The following is an 18,990-nucleotide window of genomic DNA, read 5'->3' as shown; positions in this document are numbered from 1 at the left end:
TTGTCATCATGTCCACCAGCGCTCTCCTCGAACTTGAAAGCCTCTTGAAGAAAGACCAAATCAAAACCGACGAAGAGAGTCTGAAGTACTGGGGCAAGGACTGGACAACCTATTTCGATATCAAATCTTCTGCCATCGTTTTTCCACATTCCACCGAAGATATCGTTAAACTGGTTCACTGGGCCCGTAAAAACAAAATGGCACTGATCCCTTCGGGAGGTCGCACCGGACTTTCCGGCGCAGCGGTGGCCACGCAAGGTGAAGTCGTTGTGTCCTTTGATCAAATGAATAAAATCAAGGAATTCAATCCCGTCGATCAGACCGTGGTGATTGATCCGGGTGTTGTCACAGAAGCTTTGCAGGAGTTCGCACTCTCTAAAAATCTTTTCTATCCCGTGGACTTTGCAGCCCGTGGATCTTCACAGATGGGTGGTAATATCGCCACTAACGCCGGCGGCATCAAGGTCGTTCGCTACGGCCTGACTCGCGACTGGGTGGTGGGCCTGAAAGTGGTCACGGGCACAGGTGATGTGCTGGATCTGAACAATGCTCTTGTGAAAAATGCGACCGGCTATGATCTGCGCCATCTGTTCATTGGCTCGGAAGGAACCTTGGGCTTCATCACTGAAGCCACCATCAAGCTGGCTGCGGCGCCTCCGCCCATGAAAGTTCTGGTGATGGGTGTCAGTGGTTTGGATGCCGTGATGAAGATCTTTGCGGAATTCAAAACCAAAACATCCCTGGTGGCGTTTGAGATGTTTTCAGACAAAGCCCTTCGCAAAGTTTTGGAAGGCACAGGGCTTAGCGCTCCGCTGGCGACCGAATGTCCGTTCTATGTTCTGGCCGAAGTTGAAACTCGCAATGAAGCCGATGAAGAACAGGCGCTGAGCGTGTTTGAAAAGTCTTTGGAAGAGGGCTGGGTATTGGATGGCGTGATTTCCCAATCCGACGTTCAAGCCAAAACTTTCTGGAGATATCGCGAAGACATTTCCGAATGTCTGGCCAAGTACTCCCCTTACAAGAACGACATTGCCGTGGCGATCTCTAAAGTGCCGCCGTTCATGGAAGACCTGGACCAGGTCCTGTCCGCGGCGTACCCGACCTGGGAAGTGGTCTGGTTCGGCCACATTGGCGACGGCAATCTGCACATCAATATCCTGCGCCCTGAAGGCATGAGCAAAGAAGAGTTCGTGAAAGAGTGCCGCAAAGTCGATGTTCTGGTCTTCGAGGCGGTTAAAAAGTACAAGGGCTCGATCTCCGCCGAACACGGCGTGGGTCTGACCAAAAGATCCTTCCTGAATTATACGCGCTCTGAAGCGGAAATTGAGCTTATGCGCGGGATTAAGAAAGTCTTTGATCCCGACAATATCATCAACCCGGGTAAAGTGATCTAGACCTCACCTAAGACCTGCGACCATTGCCGCTTTCCAGTCTTCTGTTAGACTGGAAAGTACAGTGCGTATATTCATTCTATTTCTATTTTTATTGTGTGTTTCCTGTACTAAACCTTTAGGCGATCAAAACCCGCTGGAGCAGCCTTCGACAGAAGCGCCCGGGGAATTCGATCTGGCCTCTCTTCAGCGTGTGGATCAAAGGCTTTTGGTCTCCTGGACAACCTCCAAGGGCGCTAATTCCTATGAAGTGAAATACGGGACCACGTCGAACACCTACACCAACAGCCTCACGGTTTCCAAGTCCCCAGCCATCATCGAAGGCTTGACGCCCAAGACCACCTACTACTTCCGAGTCACTGCTGTAAACCCTCTGGGCAGCGTGGATTCCTCTTCCGAAAAAAGTTTTCCGTTCATGGGAGCCCCCGGAGACTTTACCCTGCTTACGGCCGTCGCCGGTGACAGCCAGGTTCTGCTAAGCTGGGAAGCCAGCCCTGAGGCCTCCAGTTACACGGTTGCTTACGGTACCAGCCCCGGAAACTTCACCACATCTGCAGGCACGGCCCTGACCATCAATAAGCTGATTTCCTCGCTGAGCAACAACACCACTTACTACTTCTCTGTGACTGCTAAAAACTCCGTCGGCTCGACGGTGGCAACAAACTCTTTAAGCGCCACCCCCAGTCCGCCACCCAGCGCCCCACAAAATCTTGTGGCCACGCCCGGCACCGGAGAGTGCAACCTGACATGGCAAGCTCCGGCCACAGGCACCGCTCCTTTCTTGTACACCGTTCGCAGAACCACTGGGGGCAATCCAAGCGTTGTGGCCTGCTCTAACGTGCCGACTTTGACTTGTCTGGACACCGGTATTTCAAATGCAATCCACACTTACACCGTTGAAGCCACCAACACTTCAGGCACAAGTCCTTTGAGCAGCAGTGTGTCCTGCGCCGTCGGAACACCCGGCGATTTCCAACTGCTGACGGCAACCCCTGGCAACGGTCAGGTCACACTCACCTGGGAAAACAGCTCTTTGGCCACGGCTTACACGGTAAAATATGGCACCAGTCCGGGCAACTTCACCTCCACGGCCTCCACGAGTGCCAATTCACCTCATGTCGTCGGAGCTTTGACGAACACTGTACCTTATTACTTCTCTGTGATTGCCACGAATGCGGTGGGAAGCAAAACAGCTTCCAACTCATTGAGCGCGACCCCGGACGTTCCCCCCTCAGTCCCTTTGAGTCCAACAGTGGTGGTGAACGAAATTGGCAAGTGCACACTGAACTGGATGCCTCCGGCCAGCGGGGCTCCGCCTATAACGTACACTGTTCGTCGCGTGGTCAACCCCACCACCAACGTTGTGATCTGCGAGAATATCTCTGCACGCACCTGTTCGGAAGAGGGTCTTTCCAGCTCCACTTACAACTACACCATCGAAGCCATCAATGCTGTTGGCACCGGACCGAAAACAAGTAATATCGCCTGCACACTCGGCGCTCCTAGTGCGCCGACCTCTGTCGCCGCTTCCGCCGGAAACAAAAAGGCCACACTGACCTGGTCAGGCGGCAGTGGTGCCTCTTCTTTCACCGTGAAATACGGGACCACGACAACACCCACGACCGTCGCCTCCACAACTGCAACGTCCCCCTTTGTGGTGGAAGGACTGACCAACGGAACGCTGTACTACTTCCGTGTCGAAGCCGTGAACGCCTATAGCAGCACCGCCGCGGCCAACGTCAGCACAACACCCACCAGCAATCAACCCAACATCACCATGCAAGGTCCGGCACTGGCTGTGAATACGGCGGTGAACGCCGTGACGTTCGGCGATACATACACCAGAAAATTCACTATTGCCGATCCGGACCCCGAAGACACCATTGATTGCAGTGGCAACTCTGCCACCAGTTCCAACACCGGAGTCATTCCCAACAGCAGTCTGACACTGGGCGGTTCGGGGCTGAATTGTTCCATCGCAATCGCCTCCACTCCCGGAGTTTATGGACAAACTGGCATTTCACTGAACGCCACCGACGGTCAGGCCATCCGCACCGTGAACATCAGTCTGCAGGCCTTGCCGACGCCACGACGGATTTATTCATGGCGCAAACATGGCAGCTATTCCGGCCCGGCCCTGACAGTGCGCCGTACTTCTGACAACAGCACGACTGATATTTATTTTGATACCAATGGAATGGTGGATTCTTACCTGACAACCTTTGCTGGTACGACCGGGCGCTTGGTCACCTGGTACGACCAGGGTGCAGAAGGGAAACACGGCTATCAGCCCGACCCGAACCGCCAGCCAACGGTCCGCTTGTCCGGGGGCATTTTGCGTATTACTGCAGATGGAATTGATGATGCCATGATCCTGCCCGATTTCCCGGCACTCACCGCCATGACCGTTTACACCCACTTTACCTTCACCGCACAAAGCACTGCGGCGGCTCTGCTTTCATTTGGCAAAAAAGATCCGTCGAACTTGGAAGGATTTGAAATCGGTCGCACGGCCGGAAGCGTGTGGTCCGTGACATCGGCGTCGACCTCTTCCACTTTGGAAACCACGACGGGGCCGGCCTTAAAAACAAGCGTCCCGGGACAAGCCCTGATTCTGAACACGGTGGGTGCACCGAAAAGAGATCTGATCACTTCCTCGACAGCGACGCCGGCAACGGTTGCCGGGTCCTTGACAGGATATGTACCCTCCACAAATACAGAGGCCTATCTGTTCTCAGGTGGTTCAGCGGGAACAACCCTGCCGATCAAGGGTTATCTCAAAGAGCTCCTGATCTTTGACCAAGAGCTCAGTGGCGCGGAGATCAAGGCACTGACTTCTCAGAACTAGTAAACCACCCGCGTGCGGATGCATCGAGACAACTTTTCGATCTCCGCCGCCAGCGTGTGTGCATGGGATGAATGCACGTCCATCACAAGATAGCCGATCTTTTCATCCGTCGACAGGTACTGTCCTTCGATGTTGGCCCCTGCCTTGGAGATCAATCCGTTGATTTCCCCCAGGACCCCTGGCTCATTCTTATGCACATTCAAAATACGCGAAGTCCCCTGCTTTACTGGCAAATCCACATTCGGAAAATTCACAGCCCCCGGAGAAGACCCGACTTTCAAATAACGACGGAAACTTTCCGCCACTTCCAAACCGATGGCGTACTGTGCCTCTTCCGTACTTCCCGCAATATGCGGAGTCAGTATCACGTTGGGCATTCCCTGTAATGGTGACTTGAATTTTTCTTTATTAGAGGAAGGTTCTTCCGGGAACACGTCAATCGCGCAGCCCGCAAGATGTTTGTCTTTAAGAGCCTTCACCAGATCGTCGATCACCACCACCGTTCCGCGGCTGGCATTAATCAGGAAGCTCCCCTTTTTCATCATCGACAACTCGCGTGCGCCGATCATGTCCTTGGTTTCAGGAGTTTCCGGGACATGCAGGGTCACGAAATCAGAAGAGCGCAAAAGCTCATCCATAGAGGACATCATGGTGGCATTTCCCAGAGGAAGCTTTTTTAGAACATCATAGAACAAAACCTTCAGCCCCATGGCTTCGGCCAAAATGCTGACCTGACTTCCAATATGCCCGTAACCCACGATGCCCAGGGTTTTACCCCGCACTTCGTGAGACCCCACAGCCGACTTCACCCACTCACCCATGTGAGCCTGAGTATTGCGATCGCCCAGTTGACGGGACAGAGATATCATTTCGGCAATCACCAGTTCTGCCACAGAACGTGTGTTTGAATGAGGAGCATTGAAAACCGGCACACCCTTTTCACGCGCGGTCAGAAGATCCACCTGGTTTGTGCCAATACAGAAACAACCAATCGTCACCAGATGCTTGTTCGCCTCAAGGACTTTGGCCGTCAATTCCGTCTTGGATCGGATGCCCACAACCTCGTAGTTGGGAAGCAACTGCATCAGCTCTTCCTCAGAAGGTGAATGCGTGATCAGGTCGACCTTGTAACCTTCCTCTTCAAGTCTTTGTTTCGCCACCGCATGAATATTTTCAACCAACAAAATTCTTTGAGCGCTCATCGGGCCTCCGTACCAATGATGCTACTCCCATTCACGATCTTCGTCACTATTCGCAGTGACGAGGCGTGCTAATGATGGTCAAATTAGACGTCTCGGGTATGCTGGAGTCTATGACATCAACTCGAGTATTTTCTCTACTTATCGTGGATGACGATCCATTGATTCATCAGTCCCTGAAGCTGGCCCTTCCGAATCACTGGAAGGTGTTTTCCGCCCAGACTTTAGAGGCCATTCAATACGAACGTTTCTATCATGCTGCCTTTGTGGATATGCATCTGGTACCAGGCTCTACCAAAGCCGTGGGACCGTCGGTGATTGAAAAACTGGTAAAGCACAACAACCAACTGGAAGTTGTGGCTATGTCAGGTGACCTCAGCCGACCGCTGATGGAAAGCTGTCTTAAAGCCGGCGCCCAGCGCTTTCTGGCCAAGCCTCTGATGCCGGAAGAAATTCTTCTGGTACTGGAAAAAATCGAAGCCCTCTGGGACCTGCGCAGTGTGGACCCGGCAGCCAACCGCAAAAGCACACGCTGGGTGGGAACATCTGCGGCCTCATTGAAAATAAAAAAGCGCATTGCAGATCTTCGTGGCGAAACCAGTCCGGTTCTGATCGAAGGTGAAACCGGGTGTGGAAAGGAAGTTGTTTCAAGACTTCTGCACGAACAAGAGGGCGATCGTCCTTTCATCGCAGTTAACGTCGCCAGCATTCCGGAAAATTTATTTGAATCTGAAATGTTTGGCCATATGAAGGGGGCCTTCACGGGAGCGGATCAAAACAAGATCGGCCTGACCGAAGCCGCCCACGGTGGAGATTTGTTTTTGGATGAAATCGAAGCCCTGCCACTGACCCAGCAGGCAAAACTTCTGCGCTTTCTGGAAACCGGTGAAGTTCGTCGAGTCGGAGCCAAAGAAAGCACGCAAGTTAAAACCCGCGTGATTGTTGCCAGCAACAAGTCCCTTGAAAAAATGGTCGCTGCCGGAGAATTCCGCGAAGACCTTTTGTACCGCCTGGCTTCTCAGCGCATCGAACTGCCACCATTGCGTGAACGCCTGGAAGACATCACTGAGCTTGCAAAACACTTCCTGGATGCAGAACGCCCGCGCCGTAACAAGTCCTTCACTGACGACGGCATTGAGGCCCTAAAAAAATATAACTGGCCCGGAAACGTGCGCGAACTTAAACGCGTGTGCGAACAGCTGAGCCTGACGTCCCCCCTGCCCTTCATTCGTGCCGAAGATGTTACGGCATGGCTGAAGCCTGCGGCTACTCCGGTGGGAGCACCATCTTATACTGTGATTGATTTCAACAAGGGCCTCAACACCCTGGTTGAGGAATTTGAAGCGCATGTGATTCGCACTTGCATCAAGCAAACCAGCGACATCGAAGACGCCGCGCGAGTTTTGAAAGTCTCTCGCTCAAATCTATACAAAAAAATCAAAGACTACAAAATTGAAGAGGAACCTTCTTAATGGATTTTTTTGATCTTGATCTTCCCATCCGCATCGCCATGCCGACGGCCTGGGAAAGCCACATCTATCGTCAGACCGTACTGATTGTCCTGTCCATCATCTTTGCCTCGGCCTTTATCATTTTCTGGTTCCGTAAAAAGAATTACTATTTCGTTCAATCCTGGGCCAGCATCAAATCCTGGCTGATCGCAGCTCCACTGATGTTCCTGGCGATGGGGATGCCCGAGCCCTGGCCGTTGGTGGCTCTGACCGCACTGGCTATCTTAGGCGCAAAGATCTTCTTCCAAATCATGGGGATGTTCCATCGCAGTTACTTTGTTTTGATTTGTTATGCGGGAATTATCGGCCTGGGGGTCTGTGCCTGGTATGATCGCCTGGATATTTACAATGCCATGCCAATGATGGTTCTGGGTGTGACCTGCCTGGTGCCTTTGGTGCGCAACTCGTACAAACGCATGATTCAATACATCTCGTTGACCTTGCTGGCCTTTATCTTCCTTGGCTGGTCGTTTATGCACCTGGGACTGATCATGAAGTTCCCGAACGGGGTCTTCCAGGTGATGTACCTGATCATCCTGACAGAGTTCTGCGATAACACCAACTTGGCGGTCAGCCGTTACATTGGTGGCTGGAAGCTGTTCCCGGGCATCAATCCACGCCGTACCGTGGGCAGTACCGTGGTGTCCATGCTTTTGACTTTGTTCCTGGCAGGTTCCATGCGCTTCCTTTTGCCGGATGGGTCTGACAAGTACTGGCTTGCTTCCGGTCTTGTGGCCTCCATGGGCGGCTTTATCGGGGATCTGGTGATGACGGTGGTTCGCCGTGATGCCGGCATGAAAACCGTGGGCCCGTTCATCATCGGCCGCGGGGACTTCCTGCACCGTATGGACCGCTTGATCTTTGTTGCTCCTATTTACTATTACGTCATGACGGTCATTTTATGAAGGATTGGAACTACGAAAACGAACAGTGGACCAAGCTTCCCACTTACCTGAAGCACTTGCCGCTTTTCACCCGCCACATTGATCTTTTCAGTGTGTGCATGCGTTTTTTGTGGTCGCTGATCCTTAAAAATATTCTGTACAAGTTTTACATCCGACTGGAAGTCAAAGGCACCCCCTTTTCCGAAATCTATAAAACGCAGCCGAAGCTGATCATCATCAGCAACCACGCCAGTCACCTGGATGCGGTGTCCATTGCCGCCTCCATCCCGCGCCGTTACTGGCTGAATCTTTACATCGCTGCCGCGAAGGATTACTTCTTCAGCAATCCGCTGTTTATGTTTTTCTCTCAACACTGCCTGGGTGCCATTCCGATTGACCGCAAGGACCGTAAAGGTGAAGCCATCAATCTGATTTTGAAGCTTCTGACCGAGCTTCCACGCATGTGGCTGATCATTTTCCCGGAAGGCACCCGTTCCAAAGACGGGAAAATTCAGGAATTCAAACGGGGCGTTTCGATCTTTTCAGAGCGCACTCAGACACCTTTGTTGTTCACCTACTTGGATGGCGTGATGGAACTTTGGCCCAAGGGTCAAAGCATGCCTCGTCCTGGAAAACTGACCCTGCACGTCGGTCCAGTTCATCCACCGGGTCCGATTCAAGAGGTGTATGCTGCTTATAAGAGCTGGGTTATGACCATCAACCCGGATGCCTTCCCGGCTGCTACGGAGGAAAAACCTCATGAATAACGAACTGCAAATCGAAAACAAACACTTAAAGATCGGACCTTATGAGGTCTGCCCCATCCCGACAGGTCTGTTTGGACTGGATGGCGGCGCGATGTTTGGTACCGTCCCGAAAGTTCTGTGGGAGCGCAGCAATCCACCTGATGAAAAAAATCGAATCTCGATGGAGGCCCGTGGTCTGCTGTTAAAGTCCCCGGGTTGCAATATTCTGATCGACACCGGCAACGGTGGTGACTTCATTGCCAAATACGGTGAAAAGCTGGGTGGCAAGTTTGCTGAACTGTTCAACATTCACAGCGACGGCCCGTCCCTGCTCAACTCCCTGAAGCATCATCATGTAAAACCTGAAGATATCCATCATGTGATTTTGACTCATCTGCATTTCGACCACGCCGGCGGCGGGACCACAGAAAAAGATGGCAAGCTGGTTCCTACATTCCCGAATGCAAAGTACTGGATCCAAAAAGCGAACCTTGAAACCGCATCCAACCCCAACTTGCGCGAAAAAGCCAGCTACTATCCTGCGAACTTCCAGCCACTGATTGATGCGGGCGTTGTGAATATCATGAATGGCGCTCAGGAAAACTTCCTGCCCGGTATTTCTGCCATCATCAGCAACGGGCACACCCAAGGTCAGCAGGTTATCAAAGTCACCGATGGCAGCACCACGTTGTTGTATTGCGGGGACATGGTTCCCACCAGCACACACGTGAAACTGCCTTGGGTAATGGGTTACGACCTGCATCCGCTGACGCTGATCGAGGAAAAAACCAAGTATCTTAGTGAAGCAGCAGATCATTCATGGTATCTTTTCTTTGAGCACGATCCTTACTGTGATGCGGCTCTGATTGAACGCAGCGGGAACGATTTCGCCGTTCAAAAAAGATTCTGGCTGTAGCGCACTCACGCGCCGAACGTGCAGCGGGCGGGGCTCGCGGAACTGGATTGCATTTTGCTAAAAAGACTGTGGAGCGTACTTAAAGACACCCTTCAACAAATGCGCGATGGTGAATTGCAACTGGTCGCCGCGTCCTTGTCTTTTTCCACTGCTCTGGCTCTGGTTCCTTTTATCGCCGTTGTTCTGGCAACTTTTCAATCCATTGGGGGCCTGGAGGCTCTTTATCCCAAAGTCGAAGCCCTGCTTCTTTCAAATATGAAGGAAGCCGCAGGCAGTGGTTTTACCAAAATGATGAAGATCGTCCTAAAGAACGTAAACGCCGGTAAACTGGGGACCGCCGGTGCCGTCTTCCTGTTCATCACGTCGATCCGTCTGATGCACGACATGGAAGTCGGCATTCACCGCGTCTGGAATCAGCGCAACACCAGACCGTTTTACAAGCGCCTGATCTATCACTGGGCTCTAGTGCTGGCGATCCCGGTTTTTCTGGCGATCTATGTGGGCTTTACTTCACTGGAACAGTTTGAATTCGTTCACCGCGTGATCCCGGCCTCGGTTTCAAACTCGCTGGTTCTGGTCGGCACCTTGTTTTTGGTCTATAAGATGGTTCCTGACGTGCAAGTGCGAACGCGAGCCGCTGTCATTAGTTCGGTACTGGCTTCGATCAGCCTTTTCCTGGTTCACAAAGGCTACGTTCTATTGGCCAAGAAATTCTTTGCCTATAATAAACTTTACGGCTCTTTCGCGGCCCTGCCCCTGTTGCTTCTATGGATTCTGACACTGTGGTATGTAATCCTGGGAGGCGTCGCCCTGTGTGCGAGCCTGCAAAAACGACACATTGCATAGTTCGCGACAATTCGACCCCAAAGACCCGACAAGACTATAAGTTATTAATTTTATTGATTAATTAAAGAAAGTGGTGATTCCGGTACGACTCGAACGTACGACCCTCTCCTTAGAAGGTCTCGGGCTTATCCACCGGGACTAATTCTTAATGTGATTTCAATGGGTTGTCAAAGCGAGAAGCACCCAGACGTGGGGCTAGTAAGAAAATTGTGAGCTAAAACGAATAGCTAGTTTTTGATGTATGAGGCGGAGGTTGGATGACCGAACTCTCATAGGGCGAGAGAATCAAAGGATGTCTTGCACCCTCGTTGTCCAATCCGTTGAAAAGAAAGAAGACGCCCTCGCAAGGTGGGCGGAAATTTTGGCTGTCCTCGGGAAAGAGGCAGACCTGACAAAAAAGAAAAGTGAATTGTTCCGCTCTTACGAGGGGTCAAAAAAAGAGCGAATGAAAGAAGATGTTAAGCAAACCCGTGGCGAAGAAAGCGAAGCGATACGGCACGCCCGCCGCAAAATGTATAAGGGACCGGACCAATTCCTCCGCTACTTGTTTGAACGTTGGGATATGGCCTTTGAGACCTATCAAGTTTTAGAGTTCATCTTTCGGGCGTCCGTTGAAAGCCATGACCGAGGTCTTTTTGATTACGGCGTGAATCACTATGCCGATGCGTTGGAAAAGCTGACCGGCACTCCTCAGGAAAAATACGAAAGCATCTTAGATTTGGTGCAGGATTTTTCTAAGGACTCATTTTTTGGTTTGGATGATATTCGCCCGACGAAAATGGATTTCGTGCGGGATTTGAACGCTGAACTTTATGAGCACGTTGAGCTTCTCAAAAAAGTTCACCGTGAGATAAACAAGTCGGCAAAAACAAATCCTGTTTTTGAAAACTTGTCGAAGGACCTCGGGAAGTCCATGCGGGATTTAGAGCAATGGGCTTACGATAGAATTTTGGGAACGGAAGCACGGGGTAAATTTCTGTCGTTCCATGATGGTCAAGTCGTGATGGACCATAGAAATTTCATTTATTTCAAAGTTTATATCTTAGTGTTTATGGGCGTGTATGGGGAATTCACGAACAGAGCTAGTCCTCAACAACGACGCCTCTATGAGCTGGCGTCAAACAAGTTGAGTTTTGAATCGGGACAGCATTTTGATTTCGATATAAACTCGACGTTCTTACTTGGGCGTGAGCGATATGCGGAACAAGAGCGAGACGTTGAGTCTATTGCGTTTGAGCGTGGATTTGTTGACGACGCATTGATGGACTATATCGTAGAGAAAAACGAGGAGCTGCTCGAAAAAACGGGCGAACTGCCATTTCATCTTATCCGTGGTTCTCACGGAAAACGAACGGCTTAGAAACGCCGTTTTTCATCTCTTTCCAGAGTTAAAACATATATTTGCAATATCTATGAGAAACCCGTGGCGGTAGTCCCGACTCAGAGTCTCTATTTGAGATTTCGCTTCGTGGAACACTGGGAACAATTCAGGCAGGTTGCGACCCAAAGGTTTCCGGCGGGGTGATTGTAAGACCTGAGTTTTAAATAGGAGTTCCCAGTGGGGAAAATTAGTAAAGTTGTAGGTGCTTCAAAACCTTCAAAGGTCCCAGTGTTCCACCCTTTAATCACGCCGTCAGTGGTGAAATCCGTTTCTAAAACGGTGGCCGCTATTGATAAGGCTTTCCTAAGTGAGCGGCGAATAGCCGTGAATCTTGGGGGCTTACTTGCGAAACTACAAGGTGAGATTATCACTCACCTGACGGTTTCAGGTCAGGCAAGTTCGTATCAGGCGAAAGTGGCATTTCGTCAATTCGTTCAAGTCAGATTCAAGTGCGGTGAAACCTACACGACGGAACTGATTAGGCTTGCGGAACGGAAAGACCTTCACCGCCTTGGTTTACCTACTACGGTGCTAATTGAGTTGTCCCGTTTGGACGCCGTGAACTTGAAAAAGTTTATGACCAAGCATCCAACGGCGGAACTTAAAAAGTTGCCGTTCAAAGAAATCAAGAAACTGGTTCGGGCGGACAACCCTAAGAAACGGGTTAAAGCGGACAAGGCCGGTTCAAGTGATTCAACGGTGAATGTTAAGGTGATTGCCGAAAAAATTAAATCCAACTTTGATAAAGTTCGGGTTGAGTTTGACGGTGATTCGTCCTTGGACAAGAATCTTGATTCCGTGCTTGGGGAAATCTCCAAGTGGTATTTAGATAAAAAAGTGGCCTAAGTGATTGGGTCCTTTTAGGAACCCCCTGAGTAATCTCAGGGGGTTGTTTTTTTCTATGACGATTTATTAAAAACGTCGTCGTCAACGGATTCCAAGTTTTTATAGATGTTGACGACTTTCTCCGCCTGGTCTTCATAGTTGGAATACGAAGCAGTTTTGCCGTTTCTTGTGAGCTTGATTTCACTTTTCTTAGCCACAGTGATTTTATAGAGAAAATACTGAGTCAAAAAGATTTTCATCAAGCCAACCAGCGAGACCAAAATCGCCGAATGCCAAATCACGTCGGATAATTTCCCGACTATAAACTGATAGTCCATAAAATTAGGCTCCTTCCCAGATATACTCGCCATTAGTAAAAATTGTGAGGACACTGATTTTAAGTTGTTTACGAAACTTCCGGTAAAAGAAGTATTGCGATTTGATTTCTCTATTCATAACCACCTCCATAAAAAGGGCGGGGCCCTTTTAGGCCCCCCGTTTTTGATACTTGCGACTGATGACGGCATCTAAGAATTTCTTAGAAAACATCATCACTGTTTTTTGATTCAGGAAAACCATCACGGTATTCCCTTTCTTAGAAAGACGGACTTTCATCGGTTCAATGATGATGAGTTCGTCTTTGTATTGACCCGCTTGGGGTTGAGTCACTTTTTTCTTCATAAAAACCTCCTCAGGTTTTCGTTGTTGAGCCACTACGTTCACAAGTCTCTTGTGTAGTGGCGATACACAAACGCCCCATCAGTTCAGGAAAATAAAAAAATCAAATGAACGACGGCGGAGAAAACCATGACAAGTAATCTTGGCGGCGGTTTTTCTTCAGAGCCGTAAGAACAAAGCTTTTCAAAAACTGTGGGGGTATTCAGGAGGTTTTGAGAAATAAAAGGTCCAATTCCATTTAAAGGGAATGAAAAAGACCAAACGAAAATCAAGAACCGAAATGACTCACGCTGATTGGATTACCATCTATGGTGTGGGAAGTGAAAAACGAGGGGCAGAGCTTCTAAAAATTCTCAGAGACAAAATCGGAGTCAAGCAAAACGAAAAGACCTACGCAGGTTTTGGCGGTGGTTGGTTCTTTGAGCAATTCATTGACCGAGGTTTCAGGCTCTCAACAAATGATGAAGGGTCGGCAAAAGTTGAACTCCAAGGGCTTTACTGGACGGGAGCTGTTGCGGAGCCATTCAACGAATTTCAAAAAATAGCGGGAGTCATCCGAACGATTGAAGGTATGAAGTGGAAACTGACACGGGTTGATGTGGCCGTGGATATTTTTGGCCTTCCTCTGGCGGAGGCCTTCCCCAACCCAAAATCCAAGCGATATGAATGGGGCTTTGCCTTCAACTACCACGAGCATCAAACGAAAGACCGCAACGGCGAAATGCTATTCACGGGCTACACAATCCAGCTCCAGAGGTGGAGTCTGACCGTTTACGACAAACGTGTTGAAATCACTGACGGCAATCCTCACCCCATCAAGCAGTCTTATTTTGAGACACTGGCCGAGAAGGATGAGCCGATTACACGGGTGGAGCTTCGGGTGAAAACTGGAGAGGCATTGGTAGCCGTTCAGGGAGCCTTACAGACGGTCTGTAAGGAATCTACCTTCTGTGAGACCATTCTGAAGCACTGGGGCGACTATCACCGCATAAAGACCAAGGGGGGCCATGATGAGGCCCGCTTCCGCAGGTTATTCCGTGAGTTTGAACCCACGACACTTGAACGGGCAAAAAAAGAAAAACTCAATCGCCTATTTGATGATTTTAAAGAAGTGAAAATCAGGGACATGGCCCGTGACTTTATCAGATACGGCATCAACGAAAACCAAACTGCCGAAGACCTCACCCGTATTTTTCAAGAACAAATGGAGTGGTTAAAAAATGAGGGGGAATTGAGCAAGCCGAGTGATATGCCCCCGAGCCAGAAGCCAAAGGGCGACCGTAAGGGAAGCCCGTAGGCTTCTGGCGACGGTCGCACCTGTTCTATCAGGTGCGAATTGCCGTAGGCAATTGGGCATCTTTTTTTAGAGAAACCTCCTTTCCATTTATTTTTTAAGAACGCACGTGGTGTGAGTTCAAAACAATAAAACGCCCAGGAGGCAGTTATGAAAATGTTTATGTTAGTTGAGGTGATTCTCTCTAAAAAATCAGTGAATCCAGAAACAGGTAAAGTTGTTTATCAATCCTTTTTTAACAACGCTAAAAAAGTGATGGGTGAAGACGGGAAAGAGGGATTTTTGCCAGACACAGGCAAGGTGAAATTTGACCAACCGCTTGCGAAAGGTTGGCATCTGTTGATGGTGAAGATTTCCACCTATCAAGGTCAGGTTTTTTATACGGGTCTTAAAGAAATCAAAGACCCAAAAATCATTCAAGCAATGAGCGAGGGGGAATAATGAAACGCCTTCGCCCGATATTCAAAAAGTTGGAAGGGATTTTCTTAAAGGAAATCTCCGCCGATGAAGTTCAAGAAATACGATATATGACCGAGTATCAGGTCAATTATTACGAAGCCGTAGTGATTGACCGACGCTGGCCCCTTTCCGTGAGAGAAGCCCTTGATTGTGTGGATTTTGTAGTTCTTCACGAGAGAGACCCTCGTTGTTATGAATACTGGCCTCGTATGGCGGTCTTATTCAAAGGTGCGATGGATTACTTGAAGGCCAACACCGGAATCTGGGAAGACCCGATTTTCGGTCAAGGAATGTATGAGATGAAAGAAATAAAACCCCGCTATGAATTCAAACAGCGAATTCTACGAGGCCATGCCGAGAGTTTAGGATTTGTGGTCGTTTAACTTTATCAGCCGAGGTTTGAAGCCAATGGCCCGTGTTTGTCTTAGGATATTCACGGGCCTTGGTGTTTTAGTGGGTGCTTATTTCTTTTCGTCTTTCTGAACGCAATTTCCACCGGTCGAAGCAATTCTCAAAGTGCCTTCGCCAGTGATTTCGTTGGCAACCAACAAATCCAAAGAAGGGGCGTCCATCACGCTTATTGTTGAGTCTACGCCTTTTGTTTCAATTAGGTTCGTGCCGACTAATTCAATTTTTGATGCTGAAATATTCAAGCTACCAATCACTGCTTTAACTTCAAGAGTTGCATCTTTTAGAACAAGCTGGTCCGCAGACAAAGAAACAAATGTCTGGGAAATTTTTGGGGTTCCACAGATAAAAATCTTTTTTGCAGATAGAGAAAGAACTGAATCGGTCAAAGCCTTTTCAGATTCTTGTTCAAGACCTTCAGTTTCTTCGGGCATCAGATTTTCACAACCTAAATTGATATACTTTTTTGAGTCAGAAAAAGAAGAAAGAGCTTTTGTATCGTAGTTCTCGGAGAGCACGGCCTTATTTTTGTCAGATACCAATGTTTGAGAAACCCCTCGATTTCCTTTACCACCGATTTGCTGAATTTTAAGTCTATCGTCCAAAAGCATTTCATTACCATTATTCTTAACGATAATACCTCTGACAGTAATTTTTCCGGGTTGACCGCCTCTGTATAGAGAATTGGTCAGCTCGTCGATGTCCTGCTGAGATTTTCTGATTATCTCATCAGTTTCTTTTTTAATATCATCACTTGATTTAACATTACACCCGGCCACAACAAGTGATGAAAGGACCATTAATAAAAAGCTATTTTTCATATTCATACCCTCTATTTTATTTCTTGAACTGTTGAAATCAAATAATCGACCACACGTTTTACTTCATCGCTTCCATCGACTCCGGGAATATTCTGATATTTTGAAATCAGATGATTCACTGATTGATTTCCGCTATTAACCTTTGCCAATCGAAGAATAATTTCCCACAAGCTTTCTTTGTGGTCCTCATTATTTGTAAACGGCATCTGATGTAAACGAGTAACTAAATAAAGTCCGCCAAGGGCTCCGGTGCGGTATGCGAAGTTATTTGAAACATCGGCTTTTTCAAGGTCAATTTTTTGAGCAAATGTCGTAACGCCCACTTGTATCATTGAATAGGCCGAAACGTATTCAGCGAACCCCTCAGTGTATTCGTAGTTCCAGATAAACTTCCAAGATTCGGAATAATTCTTTTTCATTTCAGAAATAATCGATTTGAGGTCAGCGAGTTTTTCAAGTTCCACAGCACTGATTTTTTGGTCTTTTAGGCTATCACCAATAGAGAAGACAATTCGAACATAGGTCGCCATTAGGTCACGAAGATAGGCGTCTTTTTGCAGTTGCTCGATAATTTCCTTCCGGTTCTCGTCAACTTTTCTTCTTATTGAGAGTCCATTGACCTGGTCCTGGCCTTCTTTCACGTGAAACATCTCGTGAACCATCATTCCCATAACAACATTCTGAAAACCCCCATTTTTAGCAAAATGGGCCTCCATAAACGGCCAAGACGATTTCGGGACTCCCATGCCTTCTAAAAACACCTGTTTGTTCGGTGAAAGCATCACAAGCGTATTTGCATCGAGTGTTTGTCTTAATGGGGTTGAACGGTCCATATATTCAGGATTTGGTTTCCAGTTTAGATACTGTTCCGGCACTTGATAGCCAGGAGGGGCATCTTTTTTAATCTGCTTTTCCATCGTATTCGCCCCCAACATATAAGAGAAATTGGTAAGCTGACTGCGGTCTTGCCCTTGGCTTGCGATAGACTTTCTATTGACGTTCTTCATCATGTAAACATTGGAGCCGTAAAGGTCAGTGAGCCTTTGATTCAATTCAAGCCCCTGAAAAATCGGTAGTTTCCAGTTGAAAAAAATAAGGTCAACCGTCTTGTCCGTAATATTTGTAATAAATGAAAATTTAATCTTGTCTATACTGTATTCTTTGATGGATGGACCTCGTCCCTCCAAAAGTGGGTCAGCGGTCTTGTGGGCTTCAACAATTTCGAAAAATTTTTCGATGAAAGCCTGGTCCTCTTGGTTTGTCGGGTAGAGTGTAGCGGCCAAGTTGTTATAGTCTGGTTGAGCCAGAGCGATTGATGAAAAGGACAGTAGTCCGATTATAGCGATAATTTTTGCTTTCATATAGTAGCCCCAGTTCACTGTTAAACTTTTAGTCGTTTGTGCCCATTAGTGGCCCTTGCTCAACCCAAGCAAGGAAATAAACCGCTATGGCTGATTCCATAAAGCCTATATGCCAAAAGCATACCCATTTATCACAAAAACTAACTTTCAGTTAGTTAACTTATAGTTAGAGTAAAAACGAAAATAAAGGAGTGAAAGACCGAGCAAGAATTGACAAAATTCCGACCAAACATAGAAAAGCTGTTGAAGCTCAATTGAGGCAAATTTCCGTCGTTATTCAGAGTCGTAGAGAGGAAATGGGGCTGACTCAAGAGCAATTGGCTGAGATGCTTGATTTAACAGTGGTTGCCCTTGGATATATTGAACAAGGAAGACGTTTTCCTAGCCTTCCGTTTCTTTTTTATATTTGCCGTGTAATGGATATTCCAGTCAGTTTTGGCAAGTAAGCTATCTCAACTCTTACAGACGTCTGTAAGAGCTATTTTGATGTGTTGGCTTTGGCCCAATCAGCAACCTGTCGGGCCGTCGTCAAGGATGTCTCAATTTCTTCGGTCGTCAGTGGGATTTGACCCTCTTCATAACGGCGAACAGTTGCAAAAGGATTCAGCTCAGTCAATCCAAAGCCCTCTGGGGGCATCTTGTCGTCAGGCAAGAGAGCCACCAAAATTCCCAAGTCATGAACGATGGGAAAGCCAATCTGCAAGTGAACAAGCACAGCCTTGATATATTTCTCGACAGACTGTTGAACTAAAAAAATAATGTTCTCGGGTCGGCCAGACTTCGCTTTGGAAAGGGCTACCGCAGAATCTAAATCACCCGCTGCAATTTTCAAAAGCTCTTTGGAATATTCTTTTTTGTAGAGACGTTTTTTTAGATTCGGAGGTGTCATCGCAGTTTCTTCCCGTGATGAAAGGCATCAAAGCAAACTCCGCCAAAATCTTTCCGCTCGTCAAAAGATTTTTTAGTTTTGAAAATCCAATCAATCGCAATGTCGGTAAACCGAGGAGCATAAACTTCTTTTTGAAGTTGCTTGATGGACGCTTCGTCTTTAACAACGACGACAAAATCCAAATCAGAGTCGTCAGTGAAAACGCCTTCCACTGCGGAACCAAAAAGATAAGCTTCCAAAATTAAATCTTGTGAAGGAATGGCGTTCAGAACTTCCACGGCTTTTTGTTGAGCCCACTGGTTCATCGCTGGATTTGGAATCATTTTTAGCAAGCCCATTGTCATCCCTTCTTTCCTTACAGACGTCTGTAAGGAAAAACTGGTGACTCCACCAAGAATCGAACTTGGAACCCCTACCTTAGAAGGGTAGTGCTCTATCCAATTGAGCTATGGAGCCACATCTGCCAAAAATTATAATGAATTCTTATCTTTATAGCAAGGAAGAGGGCTTTCAAAATAAGCCAAAAGCATCCT

The 18,990-nt window shown here is 48.1% G+C and carries 20 protein-coding genes and 1 tRNA gene; 13 read left to right on the top strand and 8 right to left on the bottom strand.

Translation table 11 applies throughout. The features are described 5' to 3' along the window. The first annotated feature begins 8 nt into the window (after positions 1 to 8). Positions 9 to 1,394 (top strand): FAD-binding oxidoreductase, encoded by a 1,386-nt coding sequence (locus tag ACZ5ZV_RS04950; protein WP_464120306.1) that lies wholly within the window; start codon positions 9 to 11, stop codon positions 1,392 to 1,394. A gap of 61 nt (positions 1,395 to 1,455) precedes the next feature. Next, complete coding sequence (locus ACZ5ZV_RS04945; protein ID WP_464120305.1) at positions 1,456 to 4,239, top strand: fibronectin type III domain-containing protein; 2,784 nt, start codon at positions 1,456 to 1,458, stop codon at positions 4,237 to 4,239. Here ACZ5ZV_RS04945 and serA read toward each other — a convergent pair. After that, entirely contained in the window at positions 4,236 to 5,441 is a 1,206-nt protein-coding gene (gene serA / locus ACZ5ZV_RS04940; RefSeq protein WP_464120304.1) for a phosphoglycerate dehydrogenase, read from the bottom strand. The genes ACZ5ZV_RS04945 and serA overlap by 4 nt on opposite strands. 71 nt (positions 5,442 to 5,512) lie before the next feature. On the opposite strand from serA, the gene ACZ5ZV_RS04935 reads away from it, so the two are divergent. The 7 genes from ACZ5ZV_RS04935 (at position 5,513) to ACZ5ZV_RS04905 (ending at position 12,568) form a co-directional block, all read left to right on the top strand. Beyond that, positions 5,513 to 6,910 (top strand): sigma-54-dependent transcriptional regulator, encoded by a 1,398-nt coding sequence (locus ACZ5ZV_RS04935; RefSeq protein ID WP_464120303.1) that lies wholly within the window; start codon positions 5,513 to 5,515, stop codon positions 6,908 to 6,910. Next, positions 6,910 to 7,854 (top strand): phosphatidate cytidylyltransferase, encoded by a 945-nt coding sequence (locus ACZ5ZV_RS04930; RefSeq protein ID WP_464120302.1) that lies wholly within the window; start codon positions 6,910 to 6,912, stop codon positions 7,852 to 7,854. Before ACZ5ZV_RS04935 ends, ACZ5ZV_RS04930 begins: the two co-directional genes overlap by 1 nt. After that, positions 7,851 to 8,600 (top strand): lysophospholipid acyltransferase family protein, encoded by a 750-nt coding sequence (locus ACZ5ZV_RS04925; RefSeq protein WP_464120301.1) that lies wholly within the window; start codon positions 7,851 to 7,853, stop codon positions 8,598 to 8,600. The genes ACZ5ZV_RS04930 and ACZ5ZV_RS04925 overlap by 4 nt, the downstream gene beginning before the upstream one ends. After that, positions 8,593 to 9,495, top strand: coding sequence for an MBL fold metallo-hydrolase (locus ACZ5ZV_RS04920; protein WP_464120300.1), 903 nt, complete (start codon positions 8,593 to 8,595; stop codon positions 9,493 to 9,495). Before ACZ5ZV_RS04925 ends, ACZ5ZV_RS04920 begins: the two co-directional genes overlap by 8 nt. Positions 9,496 to 9,549: 54 nt before the next feature. After that, complete coding sequence (locus ACZ5ZV_RS04915; RefSeq protein ID WP_464120299.1) at positions 9,550 to 10,341, top strand: YihY/virulence factor BrkB family protein; 792 nt, start codon at positions 9,550 to 9,552, stop codon at positions 10,339 to 10,341. 292 nt (positions 10,342 to 10,633) lie between these two features. Further along, on the top strand, positions 10,634 to 11,701 hold the full coding sequence (locus tag ACZ5ZV_RS04910; protein WP_464120298.1) for a hypothetical protein: 1,068 nt from the start codon (positions 10,634 to 10,636) through the stop codon (positions 11,699 to 11,701). Positions 11,702 to 11,899: 198 nt separating this feature from the next. Further along, positions 11,900 to 12,568 (top strand): hypothetical protein, encoded by a 669-nt coding sequence (locus tag ACZ5ZV_RS04905; RefSeq protein WP_464120297.1) that lies wholly within the window; start codon positions 11,900 to 11,902, stop codon positions 12,566 to 12,568. Between the two features lie 53 nt (positions 12,569 to 12,621). On the opposite strand, the gene ACZ5ZV_RS04900 is transcribed toward ACZ5ZV_RS04905, so the two are convergent. Then, on the bottom strand, positions 12,622 to 12,885 hold the full coding sequence (locus tag ACZ5ZV_RS04900; RefSeq protein ID WP_464120296.1) for a hypothetical protein: 264 nt from the start codon (positions 12,883 to 12,885) through the stop codon (positions 12,622 to 12,624). Between the two features lie 148 nt (positions 12,886 to 13,033). Further along, positions 13,034 to 13,228, bottom strand: a complete 195-nt coding sequence (locus ACZ5ZV_RS04895; RefSeq protein ID WP_464120295.1) for a hypothetical protein — start codon at positions 13,226 to 13,228, stop codon at positions 13,034 to 13,036. A gap of 244 nt (positions 13,229 to 13,472) precedes the next feature. Here ACZ5ZV_RS04895 and ACZ5ZV_RS04890 point away from each other — a divergent pair, with 244 nt between their 5' ends. The 3 genes from ACZ5ZV_RS04890 to ACZ5ZV_RS04880 all read left to right on the top strand — a co-directional run bounded on the left by ACZ5ZV_RS04890 (position 13,473) and on the right by ACZ5ZV_RS04880 (position 15,361). After that, positions 13,473 to 14,522: a hypothetical protein gene (locus tag ACZ5ZV_RS04890; RefSeq protein WP_464120294.1), complete on the top strand. Its 1,050-nt coding sequence runs from the start codon at positions 13,473 to 13,475 to the stop codon at positions 14,520 to 14,522. Positions 14,523 to 14,669: 147 nt separating this feature from the next. Then, positions 14,670 to 14,960 (top strand): hypothetical protein, encoded by a 291-nt coding sequence (locus ACZ5ZV_RS04885; RefSeq protein ID WP_464120293.1) that lies wholly within the window; start codon positions 14,670 to 14,672, stop codon positions 14,958 to 14,960. Then, positions 14,960 to 15,361, top strand: coding sequence for a hypothetical protein (locus ACZ5ZV_RS04880; RefSeq protein WP_464120292.1), 402 nt, complete (start codon positions 14,960 to 14,962; stop codon positions 15,359 to 15,361). Before ACZ5ZV_RS04885 ends, ACZ5ZV_RS04880 begins: the two co-directional genes overlap by 1 nt. Positions 15,362 to 15,439: 78 nt before the next feature. On the opposite strand, the gene ACZ5ZV_RS04875 is transcribed toward ACZ5ZV_RS04880, so the two are convergent. Next, entirely contained in the window at positions 15,440 to 16,213 is a 774-nt protein-coding gene (locus tag ACZ5ZV_RS04875; protein WP_464120291.1) for a hypothetical protein, read from the bottom strand. 5 nt (positions 16,214 to 16,218) lie between these two features. Further along, positions 16,219 to 17,568: a hypothetical protein gene (locus ACZ5ZV_RS04870; protein ID WP_464120290.1), complete on the bottom strand. Its 1,350-nt coding sequence runs from the start codon at positions 17,566 to 17,568 to the stop codon at positions 16,219 to 16,221. 191 nt (positions 17,569 to 17,759) lie between these two features. Here ACZ5ZV_RS04870 and ACZ5ZV_RS04865 point away from each other — a divergent pair, with 191 nt between their 5' ends. Continuing rightward, entirely contained in the window at positions 17,760 to 18,014 is a 255-nt protein-coding gene (locus ACZ5ZV_RS04865) for a helix-turn-helix transcriptional regulator (RefSeq protein WP_464120289.1), read from the top strand. 32 nt (positions 18,015 to 18,046) lie between these two features. Here the strand turns inward: ACZ5ZV_RS04865 and ACZ5ZV_RS04860 are convergent, their stop codons facing one another. From ACZ5ZV_RS04860 to ACZ5ZV_RS04850, 3 genes are all read right to left on the bottom strand, one after another. Then, positions 18,047 to 18,457, bottom strand: coding sequence for a HEPN domain-containing protein (locus tag ACZ5ZV_RS04860; protein WP_464120288.1), 411 nt, complete (start codon positions 18,455 to 18,457; stop codon positions 18,047 to 18,049). Next, positions 18,454 to 18,795 (bottom strand): nucleotidyltransferase domain-containing protein, encoded by a 342-nt coding sequence (locus ACZ5ZV_RS04855; protein ID WP_464120287.1) that lies wholly within the window; start codon positions 18,793 to 18,795, stop codon positions 18,454 to 18,456. The genes ACZ5ZV_RS04860 and ACZ5ZV_RS04855 overlap by 4 nt, the downstream gene beginning before the upstream one ends. 41 nt (positions 18,796 to 18,836) lie before the next feature. Further along, positions 18,837 to 18,913 (bottom strand) — tRNA-Arg (locus tag ACZ5ZV_RS04850). Positions 18,914 to 18,990: the final 77 nt, after the last annotated feature.

The sequence above is a fragment of the Bdellovibrio sp. HAGR004 genome (assembly GCF_055397015.1).
Note: the sequence above shows the minus strand (reverse complement) of the source record. Positions and strands in the feature narration are given on the sequence as shown.

Coding starts and splice junctions, on each gene's coding strand:
- ACZ5ZV_RS04910 (WP_464120298.1), top strand. CDS start 10,634: ATGTCTTGCACCCTCGTTGTCCAATCCGTTGAAAAGAAAGAAGACGCC.
- ACZ5ZV_RS04885 (WP_464120293.1), top strand. CDS start 14,670: ATGAAAATGTTTATGTTAGTTGAGGTGATTCTCTCTAAAAAATCAGTG.
- ACZ5ZV_RS04935 (WP_464120303.1), top strand. CDS start 5,513: ATGATGGTCAAATTAGACGTCTCGGGTATGCTGGAGTCTATGACATCA.
- ACZ5ZV_RS04875 (WP_464120291.1), bottom strand. CDS start 16,213: ATGAATATGAAAAATAGCTTTTTATTAATGGTCCTTTCATCACTTGTT.
- ACZ5ZV_RS04880 (WP_464120292.1), top strand. CDS start 14,960: ATGAAACGCCTTCGCCCGATATTCAAAAAGTTGGAAGGGATTTTCTTA.
- ACZ5ZV_RS04895 (WP_464120295.1), bottom strand. CDS start 13,228: ATGAAGAAAAAAGTGACTCAACCCCAAGCGGGTCAATACAAAGACGAA.
- ACZ5ZV_RS04925 (WP_464120301.1), top strand. CDS start 7,851: ATGAAGGATTGGAACTACGAAAACGAACAGTGGACCAAGCTTCCCACT.
- ACZ5ZV_RS04860 (WP_464120288.1), bottom strand. CDS start 18,457: ATGACACCTCCGAATCTAAAAAAACGTCTCTACAAAAAAGAATATTCC.
- ACZ5ZV_RS04870 (WP_464120290.1), bottom strand. CDS start 17,568: ATGAAAGCAAAAATTATCGCTATAATCGGACTACTGTCCTTTTCATCA.
- serA (WP_464120304.1), bottom strand. CDS start 5,441: ATGAGCGCTCAAAGAATTTTGTTGGTTGAAAATATTCATGCGGTGGCG.
- ACZ5ZV_RS04930 (WP_464120302.1), top strand. CDS start 6,910: ATGGATTTTTTTGATCTTGATCTTCCCATCCGCATCGCCATGCCGACG.
- ACZ5ZV_RS04920 (WP_464120300.1), top strand. CDS start 8,593: ATGAATAACGAACTGCAAATCGAAAACAAACACTTAAAGATCGGACCT.
- ACZ5ZV_RS04855 (WP_464120287.1), bottom strand. CDS start 18,795: ATGGGCTTGCTAAAAATGATTCCAAATCCAGCGATGAACCAGTGGGCT.
- ACZ5ZV_RS04890 (WP_464120294.1), top strand. CDS start 13,473: ATGAAAAAGACCAAACGAAAATCAAGAACCGAAATGACTCACGCTGAT.
- ACZ5ZV_RS04950 (WP_464120306.1), top strand. CDS start 9: ATGTCCACCAGCGCTCTCCTCGAACTTGAAAGCCTCTTGAAGAAAGAC.
- ACZ5ZV_RS04900 (WP_464120296.1), bottom strand. CDS start 12,885: ATGGACTATCAGTTTATAGTCGGGAAATTATCCGACGTGATTTGGCAT.